Annotated in this window: 14 protein-coding genes and 4 pseudogenes; 7 read left to right on the forward strand and 11 right to left on the reverse strand. The window is 54.9% G+C overall.

The window, feature by feature from the left end:
• The first annotated feature begins 409 nt into the window (after positions 1-409).
• The gene (locus HWX55_RS35070; RefSeq protein ID WP_175978993.1) at positions 410-1,024 is read left to right on the forward strand and encodes an acyloxyacyl hydrolase; all 615 of its coding nucleotides are present in this window, start codon (positions 410-412) and stop codon (positions 1,022-1,024) included.
• A gap of 265 nt (positions 1,025-1,289) precedes the next feature.
• Here the strand turns inward: HWX55_RS35070 and HWX55_RS35075 are convergent, their stop codons facing one another.
• Positions 1,290-1,865, reverse strand: coding sequence for a YbhB/YbcL family Raf kinase inhibitor-like protein (locus tag HWX55_RS35075; RefSeq protein ID WP_175978994.1), 576 nt, complete (start codon positions 1,863-1,865; stop codon positions 1,290-1,292).
• A 516-nt stretch (positions 1,866-2,381) separates the two neighbouring features.
• Between HWX55_RS35075 and HWX55_RS35080 the strand changes: the two genes are divergently transcribed.
• Both HWX55_RS35080 and HWX55_RS35085 read left to right on the forward strand, forming a co-directional pair.
• The gene (locus HWX55_RS35080; protein WP_175979010.1) at positions 2,382-3,113 is read left to right on the forward strand and encodes a glutathione peroxidase; all 732 of its coding nucleotides are present in this window, start codon (positions 2,382-2,384) and stop codon (positions 3,111-3,113) included.
• Positions 3,114-3,135: 22 nt separating this feature from the next.
• Positions 3,136-4,257 (forward strand): alkene reductase, encoded by a 1,122-nt coding sequence (locus HWX55_RS35085; protein ID WP_175978995.1) that lies wholly within the window; start codon positions 3,136-3,138, stop codon positions 4,255-4,257.
• Positions 4,258-4,983: 726 nt separating this feature from the next.
• Here the strand turns inward: HWX55_RS35085 and HWX55_RS36275 are convergent.
• The 5 genes and pseudogenes from HWX55_RS36275 to HWX55_RS35110 form a co-directional block, all read right to left on the reverse strand.
• Positions 4,984-5,154, reverse strand: a pseudogene (locus tag HWX55_RS36275) (patatin-like phospholipase family protein); the annotation flags it as partial.
• 303 nt (positions 5,155-5,457) lie between these two features.
• Positions 5,458-6,984 (reverse strand): efflux transporter outer membrane subunit, encoded by a 1,527-nt coding sequence (locus tag HWX55_RS35095; RefSeq protein ID WP_244140705.1) that lies wholly within the window; start codon positions 6,982-6,984, stop codon positions 5,458-5,460.
• A 14-nt stretch (positions 6,985-6,998) separates the two neighbouring features.
• Positions 6,999-8,039 (reverse strand): HlyD family secretion protein, encoded by a 1,041-nt coding sequence (locus tag HWX55_RS35100; RefSeq protein ID WP_175978998.1) that lies wholly within the window; start codon positions 8,037-8,039, stop codon positions 6,999-7,001.
• An 8-nt stretch (positions 8,040-8,047) separates the two neighbouring features.
• Complete coding sequence (locus HWX55_RS35105; RefSeq protein ID WP_175978999.1) at positions 8,048-9,637, reverse strand: MFS transporter; 1,590 nt, start codon at positions 9,635-9,637, stop codon at positions 8,048-8,050.
• A 497-nt stretch (positions 9,638-10,134) separates the two neighbouring features.
• A pseudogene (locus HWX55_RS35110) lies at positions 10,135-10,548 on the reverse strand (LysR substrate-binding domain-containing protein); the annotation flags it as partial.
• Between HWX55_RS35110 and HWX55_RS35120 the strand changes: the two are divergent.
• A pseudogene (locus HWX55_RS35120) lies at positions 10,523-11,261 on the forward strand (IS5 family transposase); the annotation flags it as partial. The pseudogenes HWX55_RS35110 and HWX55_RS35120 overlap by 26 nt on opposite strands.
• Before the next feature lie 30 nt (positions 11,262-11,291).
• Here HWX55_RS35120 and HWX55_RS35125 read toward each other — a convergent pair.
• From HWX55_RS35125 to HWX55_RS35150, 5 genes are all read right to left on the reverse strand, one after another.
• Positions 11,292-12,140: an SDR family oxidoreductase gene (locus HWX55_RS35125; protein ID WP_175979002.1), complete on the reverse strand. Its 849-nt coding sequence runs from the start codon at positions 12,138-12,140 to the stop codon at positions 11,292-11,294.
• Positions 12,141-12,400: 260 nt separating this feature from the next.
• Complete coding sequence (locus tag HWX55_RS35130; protein ID WP_175979003.1) at positions 12,401-14,206, reverse strand: FAD-dependent oxidoreductase; 1,806 nt, start codon at positions 14,204-14,206, stop codon at positions 12,401-12,403.
• 124 nt (positions 14,207-14,330) lie between these two features.
• On the reverse strand, positions 14,331-15,284 hold the full coding sequence (locus HWX55_RS35135; RefSeq protein WP_175979004.1) for a VTT domain-containing protein: 954 nt from the start codon (positions 15,282-15,284) through the stop codon (positions 14,331-14,333).
• An 816-nt stretch (positions 15,285-16,100) separates the two neighbouring features.
• On the reverse strand, positions 16,101-17,306 hold the full coding sequence (locus HWX55_RS35145) for an FAD-dependent oxidoreductase (RefSeq protein ID WP_175979006.1): 1,206 nt from the start codon (positions 17,304-17,306) through the stop codon (positions 16,101-16,103).
• A gap of 800 nt (positions 17,307-18,106) precedes the next feature.
• Positions 18,107-18,994, reverse strand: coding sequence for a LysR family transcriptional regulator (locus tag HWX55_RS35150; RefSeq protein ID WP_175979007.1), 888 nt, complete (start codon positions 18,992-18,994; stop codon positions 18,107-18,109).
• Between the two features lie 99 nt (positions 18,995-19,093).
• Between HWX55_RS35150 and HWX55_RS35155 the strand changes: the two genes are divergently transcribed.
• The 3 genes and pseudogenes from HWX55_RS35155 to HWX55_RS35165 form a co-directional block, all read left to right on the forward strand.
• Positions 19,094-19,843: an SDR family oxidoreductase gene (locus HWX55_RS35155; protein WP_175979008.1), complete on the forward strand. Its 750-nt coding sequence runs from the start codon at positions 19,094-19,096 to the stop codon at positions 19,841-19,843.
• A gap of 840 nt (positions 19,844-20,683) precedes the next feature.
• On the forward strand, positions 20,684-21,721 hold the full coding sequence (locus HWX55_RS35160) for a LysR family transcriptional regulator (protein WP_175979009.1): 1,038 nt from the start codon (positions 20,684-20,686) through the stop codon (positions 21,719-21,721).
• A 386-nt stretch (positions 21,722-22,107) separates the two neighbouring features.
• Positions 22,108-22,590, forward strand: a pseudogene (locus HWX55_RS35165) (sigma-70 family RNA polymerase sigma factor); the annotation flags it as partial.
• Positions 22,591-22,690: the final 100 nt, after the last annotated feature.

Raw genomic sequence — 22,690 nt, forward strand, 5'->3', positions numbered from 1 at the left:
CCGATGATTTGTTCTTCGGTGAATCGCTTTTTCATTGCCGTTCCTCTCTGGAACGGACTCTACACCGTCACCGTACTAAACGCGGGGAGCAGGTCAACCTGACCACACGCGGGCTACGTCGCGAAGATGAGGATACTCATCCGCGATGATTTTCGCGCGTACGTCGGTTGATGGCGGAGGCAACGAGCGATAGTCCATGATCTGACCACGCACGGTCCGACCGAGTCTATGGAAATAGACTTACCTCCACGGCGTAAGCGGTTCACCGTCCACTGGTTCTTGATTGTTGTGGTCCGGACAACATGTAAGTGCAGTCTTCTGAGCTACCGAAGCATTAACAACGAATGTACGATTTGTCGCATGAAATTTCGACAAACGGATAGCTGGATGGCAATTCCACATTTCCCTTATGAACACTTATAAACCAGCTTTTCACTCGCACAAGACGCGCCACATTCTCAACATTTCCATCGCACGCGCAATCACGATTTCCGCATTATTAATTATGTCCAATTCAAATGCTATTGCCGAAGAGCTGGTCGGATGGAGACACCCTGCCGTACATTTCGGATTTGGTCGAGATACAAGCCACGACATCAATAAATACGAGCTAGGCGTCAACTTCAACACTCCAATCCAGTATGGAAACCCAGAAGGCTGGTTGATAAGGCTCCAGGCGGAAGCAGATATGGCTGGCTGGAACACCCGCGGTCAGACAAATCAACGTGACTTAGCAGAACTCGGACTCTCACCGATAATCCGCCTCGAAAACCATGGGAGTTACTTTTCACCGTTCATTGAGGGTTCAGTTGGCGTTCGTATCTTAAGCCACGCTGGCACCTCCGACGAGCATCGCATGGGTAGCGCGTTTCAATTCTCGGACATGGTTGGCGTAGGCATGGGCATGGGAAAAAATTCCGCCATCGAAATTGGGTTCCGTTTCCAGCATATCTCTAATGCCAGCATCAAGGAGCCAAACCCGGGAAGCAATTTCTACACGGGCTACGTACGTTATCGATTTTGAGTCTTAGCGCGCCTCGTTGAGTCACTGGGGTCGGCTCAATCGCCGCACCGTCGGCACGAAGGCCCGCGAGAACACTTTTCAGGATCGGGCGACCGCAAGATCCCGGCAATCGCCCCGCAATGCTAGTGCGGCATATCCGCTGAACGCGGCACCTCGACGGCAATCTTTTGTGTCGAACATGAGTGCTACTCCGATCCCAATTGCCAAGATGCGTGCCGCAGTCATGCAGAGATGTCACAGATACGCTCTCAATCGGCGCTCACTGTCAATTCGACGATCGGTGATAGGTCGCGATATATTGCGCCTGCCCAAGTATGTTTCCATGCATCTGATATGCAACGACCGCCGGACTCGACGTCGATTTCACGTCGACACTCGGGATGGACAGCGCAGACACCGTTACGACATATCGATGCGACTCACCTTGCGGCGGACACGGCCCACCATACTTGGATTCGCCAAAATCCGTCAACGTCTCGAGCGCGCCCACCGGCATTAGTCGCACATTTCCTGACGCCCCCTTCTGAATCGACGTTTCCGAAGGCGGAATATTGACGACTTCCCAATGCGTCCATCCGAGCCCTCCGGTCGGGGCATCAGGATCGTACATCGTGACGACCACACTTCTTGTTCCAGGCGGAACATTCGCCCACGAGACTCGAGGCGAGACGTTATCGCCACGACATCCAAATCCGTTGTACACCTGTGCACCCTTAAACTGACCATCGTGGTCGAGATCGTCAACCTTGACGGCGAGCGGATCAGCAAAAGCAACTGCTGGCATGACCGCGCAAAGTATCGTGGAACAGATACTCGATCGCAGAAAAATACCCAATCTCATGGCGCACTCCCAATATAGGTTCAGTTCGACGTTTCGTACGACCAGTTTGACACTCGAAATACAGTGTACGTAACGGTCGCCAAGGCGGATTCTAGGCTCGAGATTCACACATAAGTAGCACCATAGACGCGCCCACCATATTGCCTGGGCGACAACAATCCGCCATACCCAGAAAGGTGGAACTGCTCTACAAGCATCACGTCGTGCAAAGCTGGAGAATTCGACGAAAACCAGATTCGTCCCTACGGAACACGGGTAGGTAGAAAACCCACGATGCGTTCGAGCTCTGCAATAGCGCGATACCTTCGATGATCAGACGATACCAGGAGGCGCCTGCCATGGTTACTTTGACCCGTTGGTGCACTTCACGCACGACAGTATTGCCCGGTGACTCCGTCTATCAGAACCAGTCGCATTCCATAATGTTCACCAGCAACAATCAACCGGGTGCGCAGACTTCCGCGCTCGACACGCGATTTTTTGCGCTTGGATCACCGACTGCTAATGGAACTCAACATGCCGAAATCCCGTGAAGGTCAACGCGTCCCAGATGTGACGTTCCGCATCCGCGAAGACGACGTATGGAAAAGCGTTCACACTGCTGAACTATTCAATTCCAAAACGATCGCCGTATTTTCGCTACCGGGCGCCTTCACCCCAACGTGTTCCTCAACCCACCTGCCGCGTTTCAATGAACTGGCACCTGTGTTCCGTGCCGCCGGTGTCGATGCCATCCTTTGCGTAGCCGTCAACGATACCTTCGTGATGAACGAGTGGGCCCGAGACCAAGAATGCCAGAATATCGTCATGATTCCAGACGGCAATGGAGAATTCACCGACGGCATGGGCATGCTTGTCGACAAAGCCGACCTAGGTTTCGGCAAACGGAGCCGCCGTTATTCGATGCTGGTCAGGAACGGCGTCGTGGACAAGATGTTCATCGAGCCGGATGAGCCAGGCGATCCATACAAGGTGTCGGATGCCGACACACTACTAAACCATGTGGCACCGGACGCGCTGCGCCCGGATCAGATTGTGGTGTTCTCCAAGGTCGGCTGCCCTTACTGCGCGAAGGCTAAACAGTTGCTGTTTGAACACGAGATGGACTACGTCGACATACCACTCGACCACAAAATCCGGGGCAAAGTACTGGGCGCCGTATCCGGAAGCATGACCGCGCCGCAGGTATTCATCAACGGTCAGTACATCGGCGGAGCCGAAGCACTCGAACTATACCTGCAGCGCTGAGTTACCACACAAGGAAACAGACATGACTCAACTTTTCAAGCCTTTCGATCTCAACGGGATTCCACTAACGAATCGCATCGTCATGGCACCGATGACTCGATCTCGCGCTGCAAATAATATTGCCGATGAACGCACCGCTCTCTATTATGCGCAGCGCGCGACCGCCGGCCTCATCGTGACCGAAGGAAGCCCGATCTCCCGTGAGGGTCAGGGCTATCTTTTCAATCCGAGCATCTATTCAGACGAACAGGTAGCCGGTTGGAGGCTAACCACGGACTCGGTTCACGCCGTCGGCGGCAAGATTTTCGCACAACTGTGGCACGTGGGTCGTGTATCGCACACAAGCCTCCAGCCTGGTGGCGGTGCGCCACGCAGCGCCACATCACGGATCGCAAAAGACTCAATTGTGTTTGCCTACGACGAGAATCGGAAGCCAGGGTTCGTCCCGACGTCAACGCCCTCCGCATTGTCGACAATGGAAGTCGAGCGCGTAGTCGAGGACTTCGTTTCCGCTGCGGCCAACGCCATGGAGGCTGGATTCGACGGCGTGGAAATCCACGCGGCAAACGGATATCTCTTCGAGCAGTTTTTGAATCCTCTGGTCAACGATCGCACTGACCGCTATTCGGCGACACCAGGAAATCAGTTGCGTTTCGCGCTTGAAGTCGTCGATGGCGTTGCCGAACGTATAGGCGCGGGAAAGATAGGCATCCGGATTTCACCATATGGGCAGCTATTCGATATGCCGCACTACCCGGGCATTCTCGATACCTATGGAGCGCTTGCGTTCGAGCTCGGCATGCGGCGCATAGCGTACATTCACGTCATGGATCAGTCGAATGTCTCGGTTGCGCCCAAAGACGACACAGCCTCGGAAGATCGCACTATTGAACTGCTGTCCTGTATCAAGCGCGTGGCAGACAATACCTCGATCATCCTCGCGGGAGGCATGACGATTAACCGTGCGAAGGTACTTATTGATGATGGCCTGATCGATCTCGCGGCATTTGGACAGCCGTTCATCGCAAATCCGGATCTCGTGCACAGACTCAAAACCGGATTGCCGCTCGCTACCGCCGATAGAGCAACATACTACAGTGGCGGTCTGAAGGGCTATGTCGATTACCCACCGTTCGGTGCGTAATTTTCAACGGAACTACTCGAAGGCGCATCCTGCGGATGCGCATAAGTCGGTTATACGTTCACAAACACAAAGGCCGACGTCGTCCGTACCAGACCAAAATACCACCAATTCAACGCCCTACTCGACTACTATCTGTCCAAACGCACCGATGTGTACCTCATGGCCATCTACCAGCAAGCAACCGGCGGTGCCCATGCCGACATCTACGACGGCGCAACGGACAGCCAGTCGTCTACAAAACGATAAGTGGTAGCACGCATCGGGATTCGCCACGAATTTTAGACGGAATGCTTACTCAACGCTCCGCGAGGTCATGCCTCGCGCGCTGCTAGACCCAACGGAATTTGAGCGGGCCGAGGAAGAACACGGGTGTGCTATTGTCTTCCAAGTCCCAATTGCAGTGCTCCGCGCACTTCTTCACCGCAAAACCATAGATATCAAACGCTGAATGCCTTTCTTCAGTGACATATCGCCTCCATGAGTACGGCCACCTACGGCTGCTCCGACTCAGCAATCGCGTCGAGGCGCACTTCGCTCGGAGGTTTCACGCCTTATACCTACTTCCTTATCGCTTCAATTGCACGGCATTTGTGGTCGTTGTTGCTCTGGCCATCTGGCGGTGGCCAGACACATCATTGCCGCCATCCACAACCCCATCCGGAGCCCACACTCGCAGCGTCAACGCCACGATTTACCGCGAACGACGACTGGGAAGCTCACGTCCCTTACCCCCGATATACGCGTCGGCTCAACACCAACTTCGACCAGACCTTCACACACACCGGCTTGATAAGAGCCCAGTGCCCCACCGCCTTGAAGCGCGACCCCAATTTCGTCATAAGCGGGAATCTTCAAGCGAGACGGCTCCCGCAGTTTGTTGCGCTTACTCAACGGCATGTTCGCCTCCTTACTGCATGAACCAACCGTGGCTACGCGCGGTCGCCAAGCAGCACCATTCCCGTAGTCAAGACACGCGACGGCTCAGTTCATCAATGGATCGCTGCTGAATAGTGGTCCATGTCGCCTTGTCCCGCACTTGACCGAACCTGTCGGATCCACGCCAGCGACGGGTCATCACACCAAGGCCGATGCTACTAGAGACAATACGTACTCAACGTAACTACGCGAGCAAAGTGGTCGGCAATATGTGCCCTTCGTACGCGTGTTGCCGCGACAAAGCCACCTTTCCCCGGCCCGGCATCAAGTTCTTGGTTCCTTTTGACTTGCACCAGACGATGGGAGACTCTCCCACCCCCCGCCGAGTGCTTTGTAGAGACGAATCGCGGTCAAAGATACGTCACCGTTCGCACTGACCAATCGAGTCTGAGCTTCAAGAAGTGCTTGCTGAAGCACAAGCACGTCGAGGAATGTGCTCGCCCCTGCCTTGTATCGCGCAACCGCCGCGTCATAAGCCGTTCGACTGTGATCGAGCGCGGCGGAAAGATTTTTGCGCTGCCGCTGACGCGCGTCGAAATCGATTAATGCGTTGTCGATCTCGTGCCAGGCCGTCAGCACGGTCTTCTGGTAATTCAATGCCGCCTCCTTCTGCTGCGCTTCTCGCAAATGCAGCATACCTGTCAACCGCCCCCCCTCGAAGATTGGCAGACTAAGCGTCGGCCCGACCGCAAACTGACGAGAGGCCCACGTTCCCAAGGTCGCGAAGTTCAGAGATTGCATCCCAAAGCTGCCGCTGAGTGTCACCGATGGGTAAAAATCAGCCTTTGCCGCGCCAATGCCAGCGGTAGCTGCATGCAGACGCGCTTCCGCCTCCCGGATGTCGGGCCGGCGTTTCGCCAGTTCGGAAGGAAGACCAACTGGCACGACCGGCGGTACGGGAGGGATCGGCTTCGCCGACTTCAGCTCAGTCTCGAGTGCGCCAGGCTCCTCTGCTAGAAGCAAACTCAGGGCATTGATCAACCGCCCTTCTCGTGACTCCAGATCTGGAATCCTCGCGGAGACTGACTGAACCTGTGCAGCCGCCTCCGAAACATCAAGCGACGTTGCTGCCCCTGCGTCGCGACGACGCTCTGTCAGCTCGAGACTTCTCCGGGCAAGTTCAAGGGTCTCCTGCGTGTCCGCCAATGTTGCCTGCACAGTACGCAACTGCACATAGTTCAACGCAGTCTCGCTGACAACGGAAAGAATCACGCCATGGCGAACCTCGTCCAACGCGGTACTGAGCGCGTCAGCCGCTTCGACGTTGCGTCGCGTCTTTCCCCAGATGTCGAGTTCCCATATCGCATCAAACCCGTATTGATACACGTTCAGTGGGGCACTGATGTCAGCGCCGCTGATACCAGCGACGCCGTTACCAACACCGTTGGCCATCGCAGCAGCCGGAGGTTGCGAACCCACCCCCGTCAAGCTCATCAACCCGTTCTCGCTCGCGCCTACCCGTTGTGCGTTTGCGTTCGCGCCAACCGACGGCAAACCGGCTGAACTCACGATCCGGCGCTCCCAGCGACTCTGCTGGAGCCGGCTCGCTGCGACCTGGATGTCGAAATTGTGTACCGCGGCCCGATTGACGAGCCTCAGCAGAATCGGATCACCGAACACCGTCCACCATTGGGGCTCCGGCGCACGCGCGACCGGCCGGCTTTCGCTCTCGCCCTTCACATGATCACGCCACCCAGCTGGCGCTTTCGGGTCCGGATGAATGAAGTCGGGGCCAACCATGCAACCACCGAGCAGCATAGCGATCTGCACCGCGATCACAGTCGCGAACAAGGGCCGAGCCGTCCTCATCGCACCTCTCCGCCACTCACATCCACGCTCGGCACGACAGACATACCCACCTTCAGTCGTGCCACGCCCGTCTGATCTGCATCGAACACGATCTTGACCGGCAACCGTTGAACAACCTTCGTGAAATTGCCGGTGGCATTATCCGGTGCCATCGGTGCAAAGGTCAGTCCGGTCGCCGGCGCAATGCTCTCAACGCGTCCGGCCAAAACCACGTCCGGCATCGCGTCGACGCGTACTCGCACACGCTGCCCGGGCTTCATGTGCGTAAGCTGAACCTCGCGAAAATTGGCTACCACGAATGCTTTTTCGAGCGGCACAACTGCCAGCAGCGCCGTTCCAGGACTGACGTACGCACCGACACGCACATTGCGCTGTCCCACTACGCCGTCAACCGGGGCGACGATCGTTGTATAAGAGAGATTGAGTCTAGCCTGTTCGACGGCGGCCTTAGCTCGCTCGACGGCCGCTCGTGCCTCCGTATCCTCGCTTGCCAATACACCCAGTTCCTTTTGCGCAGCCGAAAGCGCGGCAGCGTCACGCTTCCGAATGGCCCCCTGTTGTCGTTGAGAGAAAGCTGTCTGTTGCTGCTGCTCCTGAGTCCCAGCGCCCCGTTTAGACAACTCTTCGTATCGCTTCGCATTTTGCCCAGCGAAAACCAACGCAGCGTCATCGGCGTGCACTACAGCCTCAGCCTGCTCGATCAATGCACGCTGTCTAGTATCGCGAGCCCGCACGTTCTCGAGGCGCGCCTGTGCTGCCTCGAGCTCCCCCTGTGCGTTTTGCAGTGCCACGCGGAAATCACGGTCGTCGATTTCTGCAAGCAAGTCACCTGCGCGTACACGCTGATTATCTGCAACTGCGACTTTCGAGACTAGTCCCGAAACCTTGGGTGCCACGAGTGTGAAATCCGCCGTTATATAGGCATCGTCCGTGACCTCGGTGCCTCGACCGGACGCCCCTGTAGTACGAAATCCGACAAACACGGCAATCAGTACAACAATCATCGAGGCAATTAGTAAGGGCAATTTCTTCGTCATGGGTACTTTCACTTGATAGAACCAGGTTGCACACCTGGGGGATAAGCACGCTCGGGCAGCAAAAGAAGCAATGCAATCAATGAGACCGCGAGCGCCATGAGCGTAAGGTAGACATCGGCGACGCTCATGACGAGTGCCTGCTGCCTCACCTGCCTGGCAAACATATGCAAGTTCTCACGCGAAAGCAGCCCCCCCGATTGCGACAGCAAATGAATGCGTTGGCCGATCTGGTCAACCAAGATGTTTGAATGAAAGTGTTCCCGGTGGGTCATTAGCGACTCCACCAGCGTCGCACCTAATACCGTCGCCATTCCGCGTATAGTATTGAACATCGCGGACGCGAACGGTCCCTCCTGCGGCTGCACCACCCCTGTTGCCCCCATTAGTACCGGGAGCACCGCCAATGGCTGACCCAACGCGTGCATCGCCTGCAGAAGATAGAAATTGTCACGGATCCAGTCAGATGTTAAAAAGGACCCCGCAAAACATGCGCCCGACAACAATGCGAGCCCAGTCGCGAGCACCACCCTGCTGTCAAGCCATCGGAAATTGCAAAGCATTGCTGCCAACGGAGCGGCGATCAGTTGAGGAATCGCGATTGTTAGTGTCAACGGGCCGATTTCGAGTGGACGATAGCCTCTAACCTCTGATAGATACGCAGTAGGCAATGCAGACGCTGACATAAACACAATGAGGATCCCAGCGAGCGTGAGCAGGCCATGTGAAAAATTCCGCCGGGCAAGCATCTGCAATTTGAAGAGCGGCAACGGATGGTTCCACTCGTTCACAAAGAACAATGTCAGCGAAAGCACACCGGATACAAGCAAGGCATTGATGAGCGGGGATGCAAACCAGTCGAGTCGCTCGCCTTGTGCAAGTGCCAGAACCAGCATGGAGACACCGCCGCAACCGAGAATCGCACCGCGCCAATCAAACTGCTTAAATCGATCCAACCGAACAGGGTCTTGAGGCAAACCCCATGCCATGAGAACGGCCGCCAACGCGCAGGGCGGAATGACCTGCCAGTACACGAACTGCCAGCCAACCTTGTCGGTCCACAATGCGGCAAGCGGCGTCGCGAGATTCGGCCCGAACGTAGCCGTAAGAGCGTAACCGCTCATCCCGTACAGTCTGATTCCCGGCGGAAGAAACCTGAGCGCGGCGGTCATCAACAGGGGGGGCAACAATCCGCCGACAAGTCCCTGAGTCGCGCGTAGAAAGACGAGCCACGGATAGCTGCTCACAAACGGAAAGACGGCAGCCAATGCTGCAAATGCGATTGCAACGCCGATCGCAAATCGTCTAAACGAAAACGTAACTCCAAACCACGCGGACACCATCATGCCGGAGACTTCGCCCGCCTTATAGACCGCAGCGATCCATGTACCCTCGTCATGCCCCATTCCGACGACTCCGCGCCAGTCCGGTAATGCAATGTCGGTCACACGGTTATTGAGTCCGGACGAAAGTGACGCGAGGAGAATGCCAATCAGCCCCACAGCGAGCCGGAAATTGAATTGAGGCTGCGGCGCCAATACCGTGCCAGGCGAGCCGGCATCGTTCGTCGGACGATCGGCGAGAAGGATCTGCTCATTCATTGGTAAGCGACCTCGACATTACGTATTTTGATCGCAACGTTCTTAAGGTGAAATATTGTGAACATGCAGATAGCGCGGTGCGCGTGCGCGGGACCACGATTTCGATAGGAAAGCGCGGAGCCGTTTAGAAGCGGTTCGCCTTATTCAGATTAAATATGGGGAAACGTCAACATAAGCGATCCCCTCGTATAGTGGTAGACCTCAGTAAGCCACGATGGTGTTGCCTCCCGGGCACCAATCGGAAGCGGTCAAGGGCATGCAAACTTGCGGAGAGTCACCACGAACAAGCAGCGATGATCGCGTTGCACCGATTACTTTCTTCGATAAAAGAAAGGTGATGGCAGACATGCAGTCAATGCCAGAAGCCAGGCCCCACTCGGAGCCCTCGTCTGTAGCCTGATTGAGATCATTGACCGCCCGCTCCCACGCGCTCATCAATCCAATAGCAGGGAGAGTGTTTCCCTGAACTCATTACATCGCATACCAAAATTTCTTGGTTACCAGTAGCCCCCACTCTCCGGAGTGGATCGAGCTATACAGCTCGGGGCCGCCGTGCGATTCTGTTCGGTCATGAAATCGGCAAAGGTCCGAATATGTGTCGGAACGTGTGTCCGGTTGGGATAGCAGATATAGTGGCCGCGGTCGGCTGGTATATGGCCTTCCAACGCGACGACAAGTTTGTTGCACGCGATATCATCGCGGATCTGATATCTAGCCGGCCGAGCAATTCCCGATCCATTCAGAACTGCACGCCGTACTAGATCCGGGTCGTTGAATGTAAGACGCGACGTCGGTAGGTACTTTTGCACACGGCCATCGATTTGGAACTCCCATTCGGATATGCGACCACTGGCAAAGCGAAAATTGATGCACTCGTGGCGACTCAGATCTTCGAGACATTGCGGCAAGCCGACGCCGGACGAGCGGTGCTGACCGGCATCGTATTCGTGCTTCGCTCGGGCATCGCCAGGAATCTGCTACCGCAAGAAATGCGGCTGCGGCTTAGGCACGGCGTGCTGGCGACGGCCGGTTGCATGACAAGAGGCGGGCGTCTGGCAACGCATCCACAAGACGTTGCTGGCTGAGTTACCCCGTCGTGGCCAACTCGACGTGGCACGCGCCATTGTCGACAGCCCTTCGGTTCGCGCGATGCTGGCGGGAAAAAACCCGGTCCGAACCCAACGGACCGGCGCAAGCTCGGCAGCAAGCGCACCTCATCGTCGACGCGCAAGGCATCCCGCTCACGGTCATCTTGACTGCCGCGAATTGCAACGACAGCACGCAACTCGATGCGTTGGTCGAGGCGATTCCTCCCATTCGAGGAAAACGCGGACGTCCTCTGCGCAAACCGAAAATTGTTCTGGGCGACCGGGGCTATAGTTCCGAGCCACACCGACAGCACCTGTGCGAACGCGGCATCACGCCCTTGCTTGCCAAAATCGGTTCGCCTCATGGCAGCGGCCTCGGTAAAACGCGATGGTTCATCGAACGTTCCTTTGCCTGGCTTCATGCATTCAGACGGCTCAAGATTCGCTACGAACGATACGCACACGTGCATGAAGCATTCCTCTCGCTCGCGTGCTGCCTGATTTGCTGGAACCAACTCAAAACAGCGCCCAATTAATTTCGCAACAGCTTCTAAGAGGTAACGCAGTCATGCTGGAGCCGCCAGGCCGTAGAGACGGCATACGGCGGCTTCGAACTCCGCAGGCGCCAAGCTGCGTTTCAACTCGTCGGCACGAATTGCCTCCTCACCTACAGGAATGCGGGCCGGCGCATCCGGCTGTTCGATAGCACTGAGAACAGCGTCCGCTACTGCGATCGGATCCGGGCCCTCGTTAATGCGGCTCACCACCAACGGCAGTAGCTTGCTTGCCACAACTGCATAGGGAGAATCAGATGCGGTTGTGCGGGGATTGGCGGTCAAGCCGCGAGACACGAAGCCGGTCCGAAACAGCCCCGGCGCCACCGTGTGCACCCGAATACCAAAGGGCGATAGTTCCAATCGAAGCGATTCGGTGATTCCTTCGACTGCGTACTTGCTCGCGTTGTAGTGTGTCAGCAGTGGTAGACCCATGTGTCCAAGGAATGAGCCGACATTCACGAGGACACCGCGCCTCGCTTGACGCATCGCGGGAACAGCCGCACGAATGAGCCGGAGCACGCCAAAGACATTGACGTCAAACTGACGAACGAACTCCTCGTCGGTACCATCCTCGACGCTCGCCACCAAACCGTAACCGGCGTTATTCACCACTATGTCTAAGCGGTCGGATGAAATCAGCACGTCGTTGACGGCGGTCGCGACAGAATCCGTATTCTGTACGTCGAGTGCTAGCGGTGTAATTGGGAGATCGTGCTCTCTCGCTTTGCTGCGGATCGTTGCGAGCCCTTCCTCGGAGCGGGCTCCTGCGAAGACGCGGTACCCTCGCTGGGCCAACAGCAGCGCTGTCGATAACCCCATGCCGGAGTTGCCACCGGAAATCAGTACGGTTTCTTGCATTTCTGTTCCCCTTGCGAGATGGGTTTCTGGGAGAAATCCAGAAACATTCATCTATTATGCATGTTTAAGGTGTCATCAGATCTGCATTCGGTGCGACAAATGGACCCATGGGTACCGAAAAACCACAACTCCGCCAGCATATCGAATCGTCGCCCTCACCGAATCATCATTCGCAAGAGCGCGTACTCCCGCCAACGGCAACAATTACGTATATCGAGGTCGTCCCGCCCCCAGCAGAAAACGAAAGGAACTAGATTAGCTCACTGAGCAGGCAGCACTTCTCCGTTTGCTAACGTTTTACGTTCTGGGAGCACACTGTGAATTTGAGACACTACCGTCGCCCCTTCGCCGACTGCCGCTGCGACACGTTTTGTCGACTCAGCTCGTACGTCACCTATAGCGAATACTCCCGGCACACAGGTCTCCAAAGGCAACGCAGCCCTTGCGGAGCGCAGCGACGTCGCAGTCCCTGTCACGATAAATCCATTCTTATCCGTACTAACCCGGCAGTCCTGCAGCCATGCAGTGTTCGGACTAGCCCCAGTGAAGACAAATACATGCCGAACATTTAGTCTCACCTCGCCACCAAAGGCTTTACAGTTCAATACGGCACACTTCGGGTCGTCGCCCTCAAACGACTGAACTTCTGTCTGCAAATGAACCGTGACATTTGAAAGTTTAGCAATTCGGTCGATCAGATACCTGGACATACTGGTCTCAAGCCCGGTCGCTCGAACAAGCATATGCACGTGTGATGCGTGAGACGTCAAATACACCACTGCCTGTCCAGCAGAATTCCCGCCACCGATCACGGCAACCTCCATTCCTCTGCACAAGCCTGCTTCAACCGGTGAAGCCCAGTAATATATACCGCGTTGCTGCCCTTCCCGCACGTGAGCAAAGTCTGGACGTCGATAAGCCGCACCCGCGGCAATCACGATCGTATGTGCCTTCACACGGCGATCGTCGAATAACTCGATCTCAATCGGCGTGCACTCACAATGGAGTGACTTCACTTCGACTGGTATCGCTATATGTGCACCGAATTTTTTCGCCTGAGCAAATGCGCGCACCGCAAGACTTTGTCCAGAAACTCCCTCAGGAAATCCCAAGTAATTTTCGATCCGCGAACTGGCACCCGCTTGGCCACCAGGAGCGCGACTGTCAAACACTGCGACCGAAAGTCCTTCGGACGCCGCATAGACTGCAGCGGCCAAACCTGAAGGACCAGCCCCGACAATGACCACGTCGTACACGTAATCCTGTTCGAACTCCGGAATCCAACCAAGCTTCGAAGCCAATATGTTCGGACTCGGAGCACGCATCACCGTACCATCCGGACAGATCACAAGCGGGAAATCAGCTCTCGATGTGGCCATTCCCTCCAACAATCTCACCGCTTCGGGATCCATCTGTGCATCGAGCATTGCGTGAGGGTAGTCGTTTCGCGTCAGAAAGCCCTGCAGCGCGACAAGCATCGGATCATCTGCATAACCAACGATAATTGGACCACTCTTGCTTTCCACGAGATGCATGCGTCGCAGGATCAACGCGCGCATAATTCTCTCACCGAGCTCCGCCTCGGCGACAATCAAGCTTCGCAATTGTTCTGGTAAGAACAAAAGTGTATTAACGTCTTCAAGGGCATCTGCGTCGACAAGCGCAGGATGTCCAGATAGTTGCCCGATCTCCGCTAGAAACTGACCAGGATGAAGATCAGCTTCAAAATGTTTCTCCCCCCGCCCATCTCGGCGGGTAATACGGATTCTCCCATTCAGCACCAGGAACAGTCCCTCTGCTGGAGATCCGGCCCGAAACAACCCTTCGCCTGCGAGATATCGCCTCGGTATACCGAAGCGACGAATGCGCTCAATTTCGGGCGGAGACAGATATGGGCGCATCTGCTCGGCTCTTGACTCGACAGTAGAGAACAACTCATCAGCACCATCGGCAGTCACATGTTTGCTAATCCCAGACGTGCCAATCTCATCGGCTCGCCCCTCACTGGCTTGCTTTGCAATAGTCCGCGAAAATTCGTCATCGTGGTAGGCTTTCGATGAATTCATGCGACCAGACTCCGAAGAATAGGTAATAAATCTCTTAATCGTTATTCTCGAGAGAGATGATTTTCGTACCGCCAAAGCTCCATCACGCGACGCACACTGTTATCCGCATACTCGCGGAGAATATCTATTCAATCGGATCAACGTGAAATCCTGCGATCCGCCAAGCATCGATTCCACCAGTTAGCGGCAACGCAATTTGAGCACCGGCTATTCGCAATCGCTTGGCCATCCAAGCAGCCGACACTTCCGCTGGGCATGAGCAATAAATTACAATCATTCGACGCGTCCCGAACTCATTAACGACCTCATGAGCCTTCCGTTCGTCACCAAAAATTGAACCAGGAATGACAAACGGGTCAATCAGGCGACGCTCCGGAGATCTGATATCGAATATCAGTGGAGATGAATTTTCCATTAATAAAGCGTGCAAATCATCCACACTTATTCTCTCCTTTTCTAGCGCCTTCTCAAGGAGAATCCGGCGCCAATATCGATACAGAATATAAAGCGCAAGAGCGGCTCCACCAACAACCAGAGCCTGCCATCCAAAGCGAGACATCCAAATGAATAAAATTCCAATTTGCTCCGAAAACAGCGAACCCAATATCAAGCCGGCGAATGCCCAGAGACATACTCCAACGCAATCGTATGAAATGAATGAAGACAATCTAACGGCCATAGCACCACACAACGGCACTGCAACAAGCGATAGGCCAGGCAGAAATCGCGCAACAATCATGACGCGGACACCGTACCGCCCAAAGAACCGCTCTGTTTTTCTCACACAGGTATCGCGTGATAGTGATAGTTTGCACACCGTTTGAAGAGTTCGCTCGCCATATCGCTTTCCCCCTTGAAACCAAACGAGATCACCGATGACGCCAGCCAGGACGGCAGCAACCAGCATGACAAAGAAATGCAACAAATTCGAAGTCGTCGTACTAGTCGCGATGGCAATACTGGCTCCAACAGTAATCAATGTCGGAATAGCGGGCAAGGGCAAACCAAGCGAAGATCCCAAGACATTTAAAAATACAATCAGAGGCCCATATCGAGATATTAATTCATGAGATAGCACAATACACCCCTGCAGCTTTATTAAATTAACAAAACTTCACCAATACCCTCCACCAACAAGACACTTACCACATACAACGAAGCCTATCAAATTCCACCACTATGTCTGCCAAGATCATAGTCTTTGCATTCACCGGGATAGGCCGACTCATTGGCCGATATATCTCATCGCCACATCCAATGAATCGCCCACTGATCGCGCAAATCCCAGTGCGACGCGCTCTAGTCAAGCGCCACGTCTGATCTCCGAAATTACCGATGGTCGGATCGCTCCAAGCTACGGTAACTGTGGTTGAATTCGGGCGCTCTATTAAACGGATAGATGCCCGCAGCGGTAGGCTCGCCGGAATCCTCTGCGCACGGATATCCTCACTGCTAACAATGACGTGCGTTCGTGTCACGATGCTCTCCTGACATGCCGCCAACAAATTGATCGTCTGCATCCATGGATCGATTGATAGAGTAACCATATAAAATCAGGATATCCCGCTTTCAAAGAAACTCAATTTACGCGCGCCATATTAAATGACGGAGCCGCATGACACAATAATTCCAATCGACTTATAATTTAATAAAGCCTTTACTCGACAAAATAAATACAATTAATTTAGTCACCATTTCAATACAAACCCCTCCACACCACTATCAATCGCAATGCACTCGACTAAATTCAGGAAATTTATATTACTATCCTGGTTCGAATAGATTTGTCCAGAATTAAAAAAGCCGGCGCTCCGGGAGGTAGAGAGCGCCGGCAAACGGGCACGAACGTTATGACGGGCTAATTGTGTTCATTCTTAGCGTCAGAGGAAGCTGTTCAGGCATATATGATTGCCGGATTGCCGGCGGCAAGCGCCAGTTCACGATCCGGTGCAGGCGGATAGATCCATTGCGTGTTAATCAGAATTTTCCGCTCCTTACCTTCGGCGTGCGTCAGCTTGACTTGCCGGTCCCAACCTTCGGTATAAACTGCCCCCCAAGTGCCGAGATCGAGACAGGTAACGTAGAACTCCTGACGGTACTTAAGGGTCGGTAACCCCAGCAGATCCGCAGCGACGTTATGGCCAGCGAAGCGACCCATGAACAATGCGTGCTGGCATGACATTAGCGAATAGTGCCCGCCGTCATCGGTGAGCGCACGCACCACATCGCCAGCACCAAAGATATCCTTCGCATCGATCACGCGCAGATCGCTCGTCACCTCCATGCGACCTTGACGATCAACGCTCGGTGTGACCTGGGTTGTCAACGCGCTCGCAACCATACCACCTGTCCAGATAACGGTGTTCGCATCGATGCGTTCACCGGTTTCCGTCACAACACCGGTAGCATCAACCGATACGACCCCCGCCCCAGTGCGCATCTCAATGCCCAAATGATCCAACGCTTCGATGATCTGCGGACGCGGACCTGTGCCGATGTCAGGGCCGATCTCCTTCGAGCGCTCCACAATAACGATACGAGGACGCACGCCCTCTCCAAGGATGGCACGGAGTCGCTCCGGCAATTCCGTCGCAACTTCTAGTCCGGTAAAGCCTCCTCCTACGACTACGAAGGTATTACGAGCCGCGGTTTCCGGCTTTCCCGCCAGGCGTTCGAGGTGCTCTCGGAGTTGGACCGCCTCTTCGAGCTGATCCACTGCGAACGCATGCTCAAGGCCAGGCAGCGACGGACGGGACAGTTGGCTTCCTGTAGTCAGCACTAGTCGGTCGTAACGGATGCTCCTCGACTCGCCGTGCGCTGTCACGAGGTCGACATTGTGATCGGCGGGATGCACACGTTCGACCGTACCTTCAATGAACTTCACGCCCACAGCATTCAGAAGTGGCAGAAATGGCACAGCCATCTGCTCCGGATGGGCCTCATGCAAACGGGGGCGAATGTGAATCTCCGGACGCGGTGAGACTAGCGTGATCTCGACGTCCAATCCCTTATCGCGCTGCATGTCAATCACCCGCGCCGCACCAAGTGCCGCCCAAAGCCCGGCAAAGCCACCGCCGACGATCACGATATTTCGTTTCAAAGTAGTTACCTCTTCAGTTGTGTGGCGAATACAATGTGAACCGTGCCGACCACAGGACGCAAAGGTCGCCAGAACACGGATGGGATACGAGCGAAAAGATCGCTATAAAGCACCGTTCCTGCACCTTGGAATACTGCCGACAGCGCGCGTTACTGAATGAATCCATGAAGCGTGCGACATGTGACGCACCGCAGGACTTCTTTAAACAGATCCTAGGGCACAGCGTGGCGTGCCGGTAGTACTGCAATGAGGCTTACTATGTTTCCGCCCAGGCACCATTCCCGCAGCGTCCCAGACGACATCGATGCACGTCTCGAGTGCCCAATGGCTGAGCACTACCATCATGCAACGGCAACGGGAAAAGTTGAACTGACAATGCACATGCCAATGCACGTGGAAAGCCCAAATCAAACAATCAGCCTCATTGAGGCGACGATGCCAGTCTCAAATTCCGCACCATCAATCACCGATCATAAAATCCGATTAAATTAAATGGCAAATATTTTTAAGTTAAAATTAAAATTTCCGTCGCGACAATGCATTTGCATCAACACCCTCCCAGAACTCGATCGCCTACTTGATTAATATACCCAGCATAAATCTAGCAATTTCGATTGCCGCGTCTGGACAATAGCATCGAAATCAACGTAGCTAGTCGCCAGCTCTCCGGTCAGAACGGCCGCTCATATTGGGTCATTTATTAGACGTGTAATCCACCGCGAGACGATGACGCATAATTCGCGAGTTTCTATTGGTGTGGTCTATCACCCGAGAAAATTACTCGGCTCGGACATAGTTCGCTAAAGAGCCCTAGCGACCAGTTCCGAAGCAATGAAGTCAATGAAAACTCGAGCTCTCATTGGCAGACGGTGGCCGAATGCATGCACGGCCCGCACTGGTACAGCCAGCAACGGCACGTCCGGCAATACCAAACGTAAGCGTCCAGCATCGAGATCGGCCTGCACAGCAGCCTTGAGCATCTGAGCGACACCTAAGCCACGTACGGCGGCGATCCTCATCGCCTCCCCACTGTCAGAATCGAAGGATCCGTCGCTTGGAAAATAATTGCCGTCAGCAAACATGAGCGGCGTCACCTGTCTGGCAAGCATGTACCGCACATGACAGTGCTGCGCAAGATCCGACACCGTGACCGGGATGCCAAACCGCGCCAGGTAATCCGGGGATGCCACCAGAACCAGGGGCAACTCAGTCAGCGGCCTAGCGAATAGACCACCTTCCACCACATGCCCGACCCGCAGCGCCACGTCGAAACCATCCCGTACAAGGTCGACATACTGATCACTGAGACCGACATCGAGCTTGAGCTTGGGATGGCGCTGCATTAACCTCGATGTGATTGCTGGCAGTAATGTGCGCCCCAGATCGCTCGGCATGCTGACTCGAAGCGTCCCAGCTGCTACCGAGGGTGCTATTAACACTTCTGTAGCCTCTTCCAGCTCACGTAAAAGCTGCGCAATTCGCCCGTGATACGCCCGCCCCTCTTCGGTCAGCTCAAACGAACGCGTTGACCGATGCACCAATTTAGCGCCAAGGCGTGCCTCCAATCTAGCCACGCTCTTGGATACGGCCGAAGGTGAAGTGCCGAGCATCTTCGCGGCGCCGGTGAAGGAACCAGCATCCACAGCGCGGACGAAGGCCGACAGGCCATGCAAACGTTCAATTGTCATTGATGACAGAGTGGCACTAGTGATGAGCCCATTGTAAGACTAGTGGAAGAAGCGCACTACGTTTAGATTCTCAGGCGAATCAACTTCCATGACCACATCATGAACACACTTGCAGGAAAGGTTGCAGTCGTCACCGGCGCAAACAGCGGCATCGGATTTGCCATAGCCTCACGTTTCGCCAAAGAGGGCGCCAGTGTCGTTATCGTCGGACGCCGAGCTACCGCCGTGGATGAAGCGGTTACACGACTAGGTAAGAATGCCACGGGTCTTACCGGTGATCTCTCCAACCTCGCGACACACGAACGTGTTGCATCACTCGTTGCCGAGCGCTTCGGTAAGGTTGATATCTACGTAGCGAATGCCGGCATGAACGTCATTACGCCGTCTGACCAAGTCTCGGTTGAAGAATATGACATGCAGTTCTCGACCAATACCAAGGCAGCCTTTTTTGGCGTGCAAAAGATCGCACCACTGCTTAGCAACAACGGTTCAATTTTGCTGATAAGCTCTATCGCGAGCAGCAAGGTGCTGGACGGGCATACCGTCTATGCGGGAAGTAAGGCGGCGCTCGAAGCGTTCGCCCGTAACTGGGCTCTGGAGTTCAAGGAACGCCGCATCCGCGTGAATGTCATCAGTCCAGGTCCGACAAACACCCCGATCCTCGGGAAGCTTGGCATTACGGCACAGGATCGCCCTGCTTTTGAAGCCGTCATAGCGGGTGCTATTCCGTTTGGCCGACTTGGGCATTCGGAAGAAATTGCCAATGCTGCACTGTTCCTCGCAGGAGACGAGGGCAATTTCATTACCGGAGTCAACCTGCGAGTTGACGGGGGAATTTCACTAGTCTGATCCCAAGGTCGACCTGGACGAATACCAGTGACGTGAGCACCACTCTAGTCCACTGCAAATCAGCGGAAAAATCTCATGCCAGTGTAATCGCCCCGTCGGCCAAGGCTTCCATTGTTCACAAAACAATATGACGCGATTCTACCGGGCTGCGTCAAGGTCGGTGGGGCTTCCCGGCCCCCTAAAGTGTCACCGTGGATTCGTCACCTGCTCACCGAAGTCGAAGCGCATTAGCGAGGCGTCGATACGACGCAGCAATCCAAGCCCGCTGCTACGGATGACGCCATTTCTAAGCCGAAATGCTCGACCTGTCTGAACGCCACGAATCTCCCTCTTTTGTTCACCGATCCCCAGGATACTTCGCGGTCTTAGGCCACCAGTCATCAGTTTGGCGTTCCCCTTGCCCATGTTTCAGTCGCCCCGGTGGGGCAAAAAACTCGGATGATGAGCCTCACGACCGCTCCATCTGAATCAAGATGCCGCTTATCCATACACTCGAGATCTTGTTGCCCTCCAGAACCATGTCGAAACCAGCTTTAAGCCACGCCGCCTCACGTCCGGCTGCGAACGTTGCCGTGCCGACCTTAGAAGTGGAAACGCAAGGCATGCCCTAATACGACCCGGTCCATCGCCGTTAGACTCTACCCTCCTCACTTCCTAGCATAGAAGCACCATACTTTGGTATTAGCTGCAGTCGTCCATGTGGAAAGCACGACCAACCCCTTGAAGAATTGCATTCTGGCTACGTGCGCGTATCCTTAAATTACGGCAGCAATCGTATCGCAAACGCGATATAAATACACCCACCCCTAGATACTGCGTGCATTAGATTTGGAGCCAACAATGAATCAAATGATTACGTCACAGGGTGGTTTCCGCCCCGGCATGCCGATTCACGCCGATTACTTGTCAAATTGTTTCGCGACAAGCTATGCAGGGATCATAGTGTTCATGGCGGTCGCAACAGAAGGGAATTTCGCCAAGGCCGGCGACCGACTTGGAATCGGGCGCTCAGCTGTCTCGCGCAAGGTTCAGCGACTTGAAGAGCAATTGAACACACGCCTGTTCCTTAGGACGACGCGGACCACTAGCCTAACCCGAGAAGGCGAGCGATTCTTTGAGAACTGCAAACTTGGGGTAACCCACATCGCCGAAGCGATGAATGACATGCTCGAACTCCGCCACGGCCCACCAAGCGGTACCCTGCGCGTTTCCTCTTCCAATAGCTTTGGTCGAAATGTGGTAGCACCATTGCTGTTGAAATTTTCCGAAACTTACCCCGATATCTCGGTTGACTTACTCTTGGATGATAAGCCTGCGGATTTCGTCACCGATCAAATCGATGTCGCATTTCGTGATGGCTACCTCGAAAACTCCAGCATCATCGCAAAGCGGCTGATACCGATGCGAATGATTGTGTGTGCCTCACGTTCGTATGCCCAAAAGCGCGGCCTTCCGACAACGCTCGATGAACTGCAGCAACATGATTGCATCAACACGAGAGCCGCAACCGGTCGCGTAAACAACTGGGAGTTCGAGACAGCGGGCCAGATTAGAAAGTACTTGCCGACCTCAAAGCTGACTTTTAATGATGCGGATCTGGTGCTAAAAGCTGTCCTCGATGGTCACGGCATTGCTCAGATGCCTGCCCACCAGATCTGGGACTACGTCAGACGCGACGAACTTGTCATGACGTTGACGCAACATATCGGAACAGACCGAGGCCACTACATTTGCTACCTCAGCAGGCAACATCTGCCAGCGCGCGTGCGCATCTTTGTGGATTTCATGACTGAACATGTTCGGTCACTCGATCTGAATGACGTAAATAGGCTCACAACAGAAAGCGCCCGAGATGCACTCGAACGTCGAGTAGCATAGTTTTGGTAGCGCAACATCACCATGCTTCGGAGAGGCGCCTTGTACGCGCGCCACGTTTCAGCTTGCAGCAGCCGCGCATGTAACTGCCTCTCTGATGCGACTGCGTCACAGCCGATATGCGTTTAGAATGAGCTGCTGGGCCGTTGTCAAAGACTGACGTCGATTTCGTCCAGGTTGTCGATCGTACACAAGTGCACAAAGCATCGGCGGCGGGTGGAAGTAAAACTGTCAACTTCCGACTCGTCATACCACGTCTCGGTCAAGAAAGTCCGACACCCTCTGGTGAATGAGACCATTCGGGTCGAAGGCCGCGACGGCGTCCCTTACGATTCCCCCGCCCTCGGCTTCCGGAGCGGCCCTTTGAACTCGACTTCAATGGAGTAATCGTGAAAAACGAAGTGCAGGCCTTCCACACACTTCGTCCGCGCTTGCAAAAGATCGCTTACCGGATGCTCGGATCCGTCGCAGACGCCGAGGACATCGTGCAAGATGTATGGCTCCGCTGGCACGATGCGCCCCATGACGACATCGAGATTGCCGAAGCATGGCTCGTCGCAATCACGACGCGGCTATCGATTGACCGCCTACGCACGGCGAAGATCAGACGTGAGGACTACGTAGGTATCTGGCTTCCCGAACCAGAGCTCGGTGACTCGCCAGCGACTCCCGAAGAAATAGCAGAGCGCGCAAGCGAAGTGTCGGTCGCGTTCTTGATGCTGCTCGAGCGCCTGACGCCGGAAGCGCGTGCGGCCTTCCTACTGCACGAAGTCTTCGACATCGACTACGACAGAATCGCCGATGCGATCGGCAAGACTGAAGCGGCATGCCGTCAACTCGTCAGCCGGGCGAAAACACAACTACGCAACGACGACTGAACCGCACCGAATTTTGTGGAGGCTCGGATTCTTGAGAGAATCGAGCCATGAACAAGAAGGCAACCAAGTTTTCCCCGGAAGTCCGGGAGCGCGC

It is taken from the genome of Burkholderia sp. BCC1047, from assembly GCF_902833155.1.
GTDB lineage: Bacteria > Pseudomonadota > Gammaproteobacteria > Burkholderiales > Burkholderiaceae > Burkholderia > Burkholderia sola.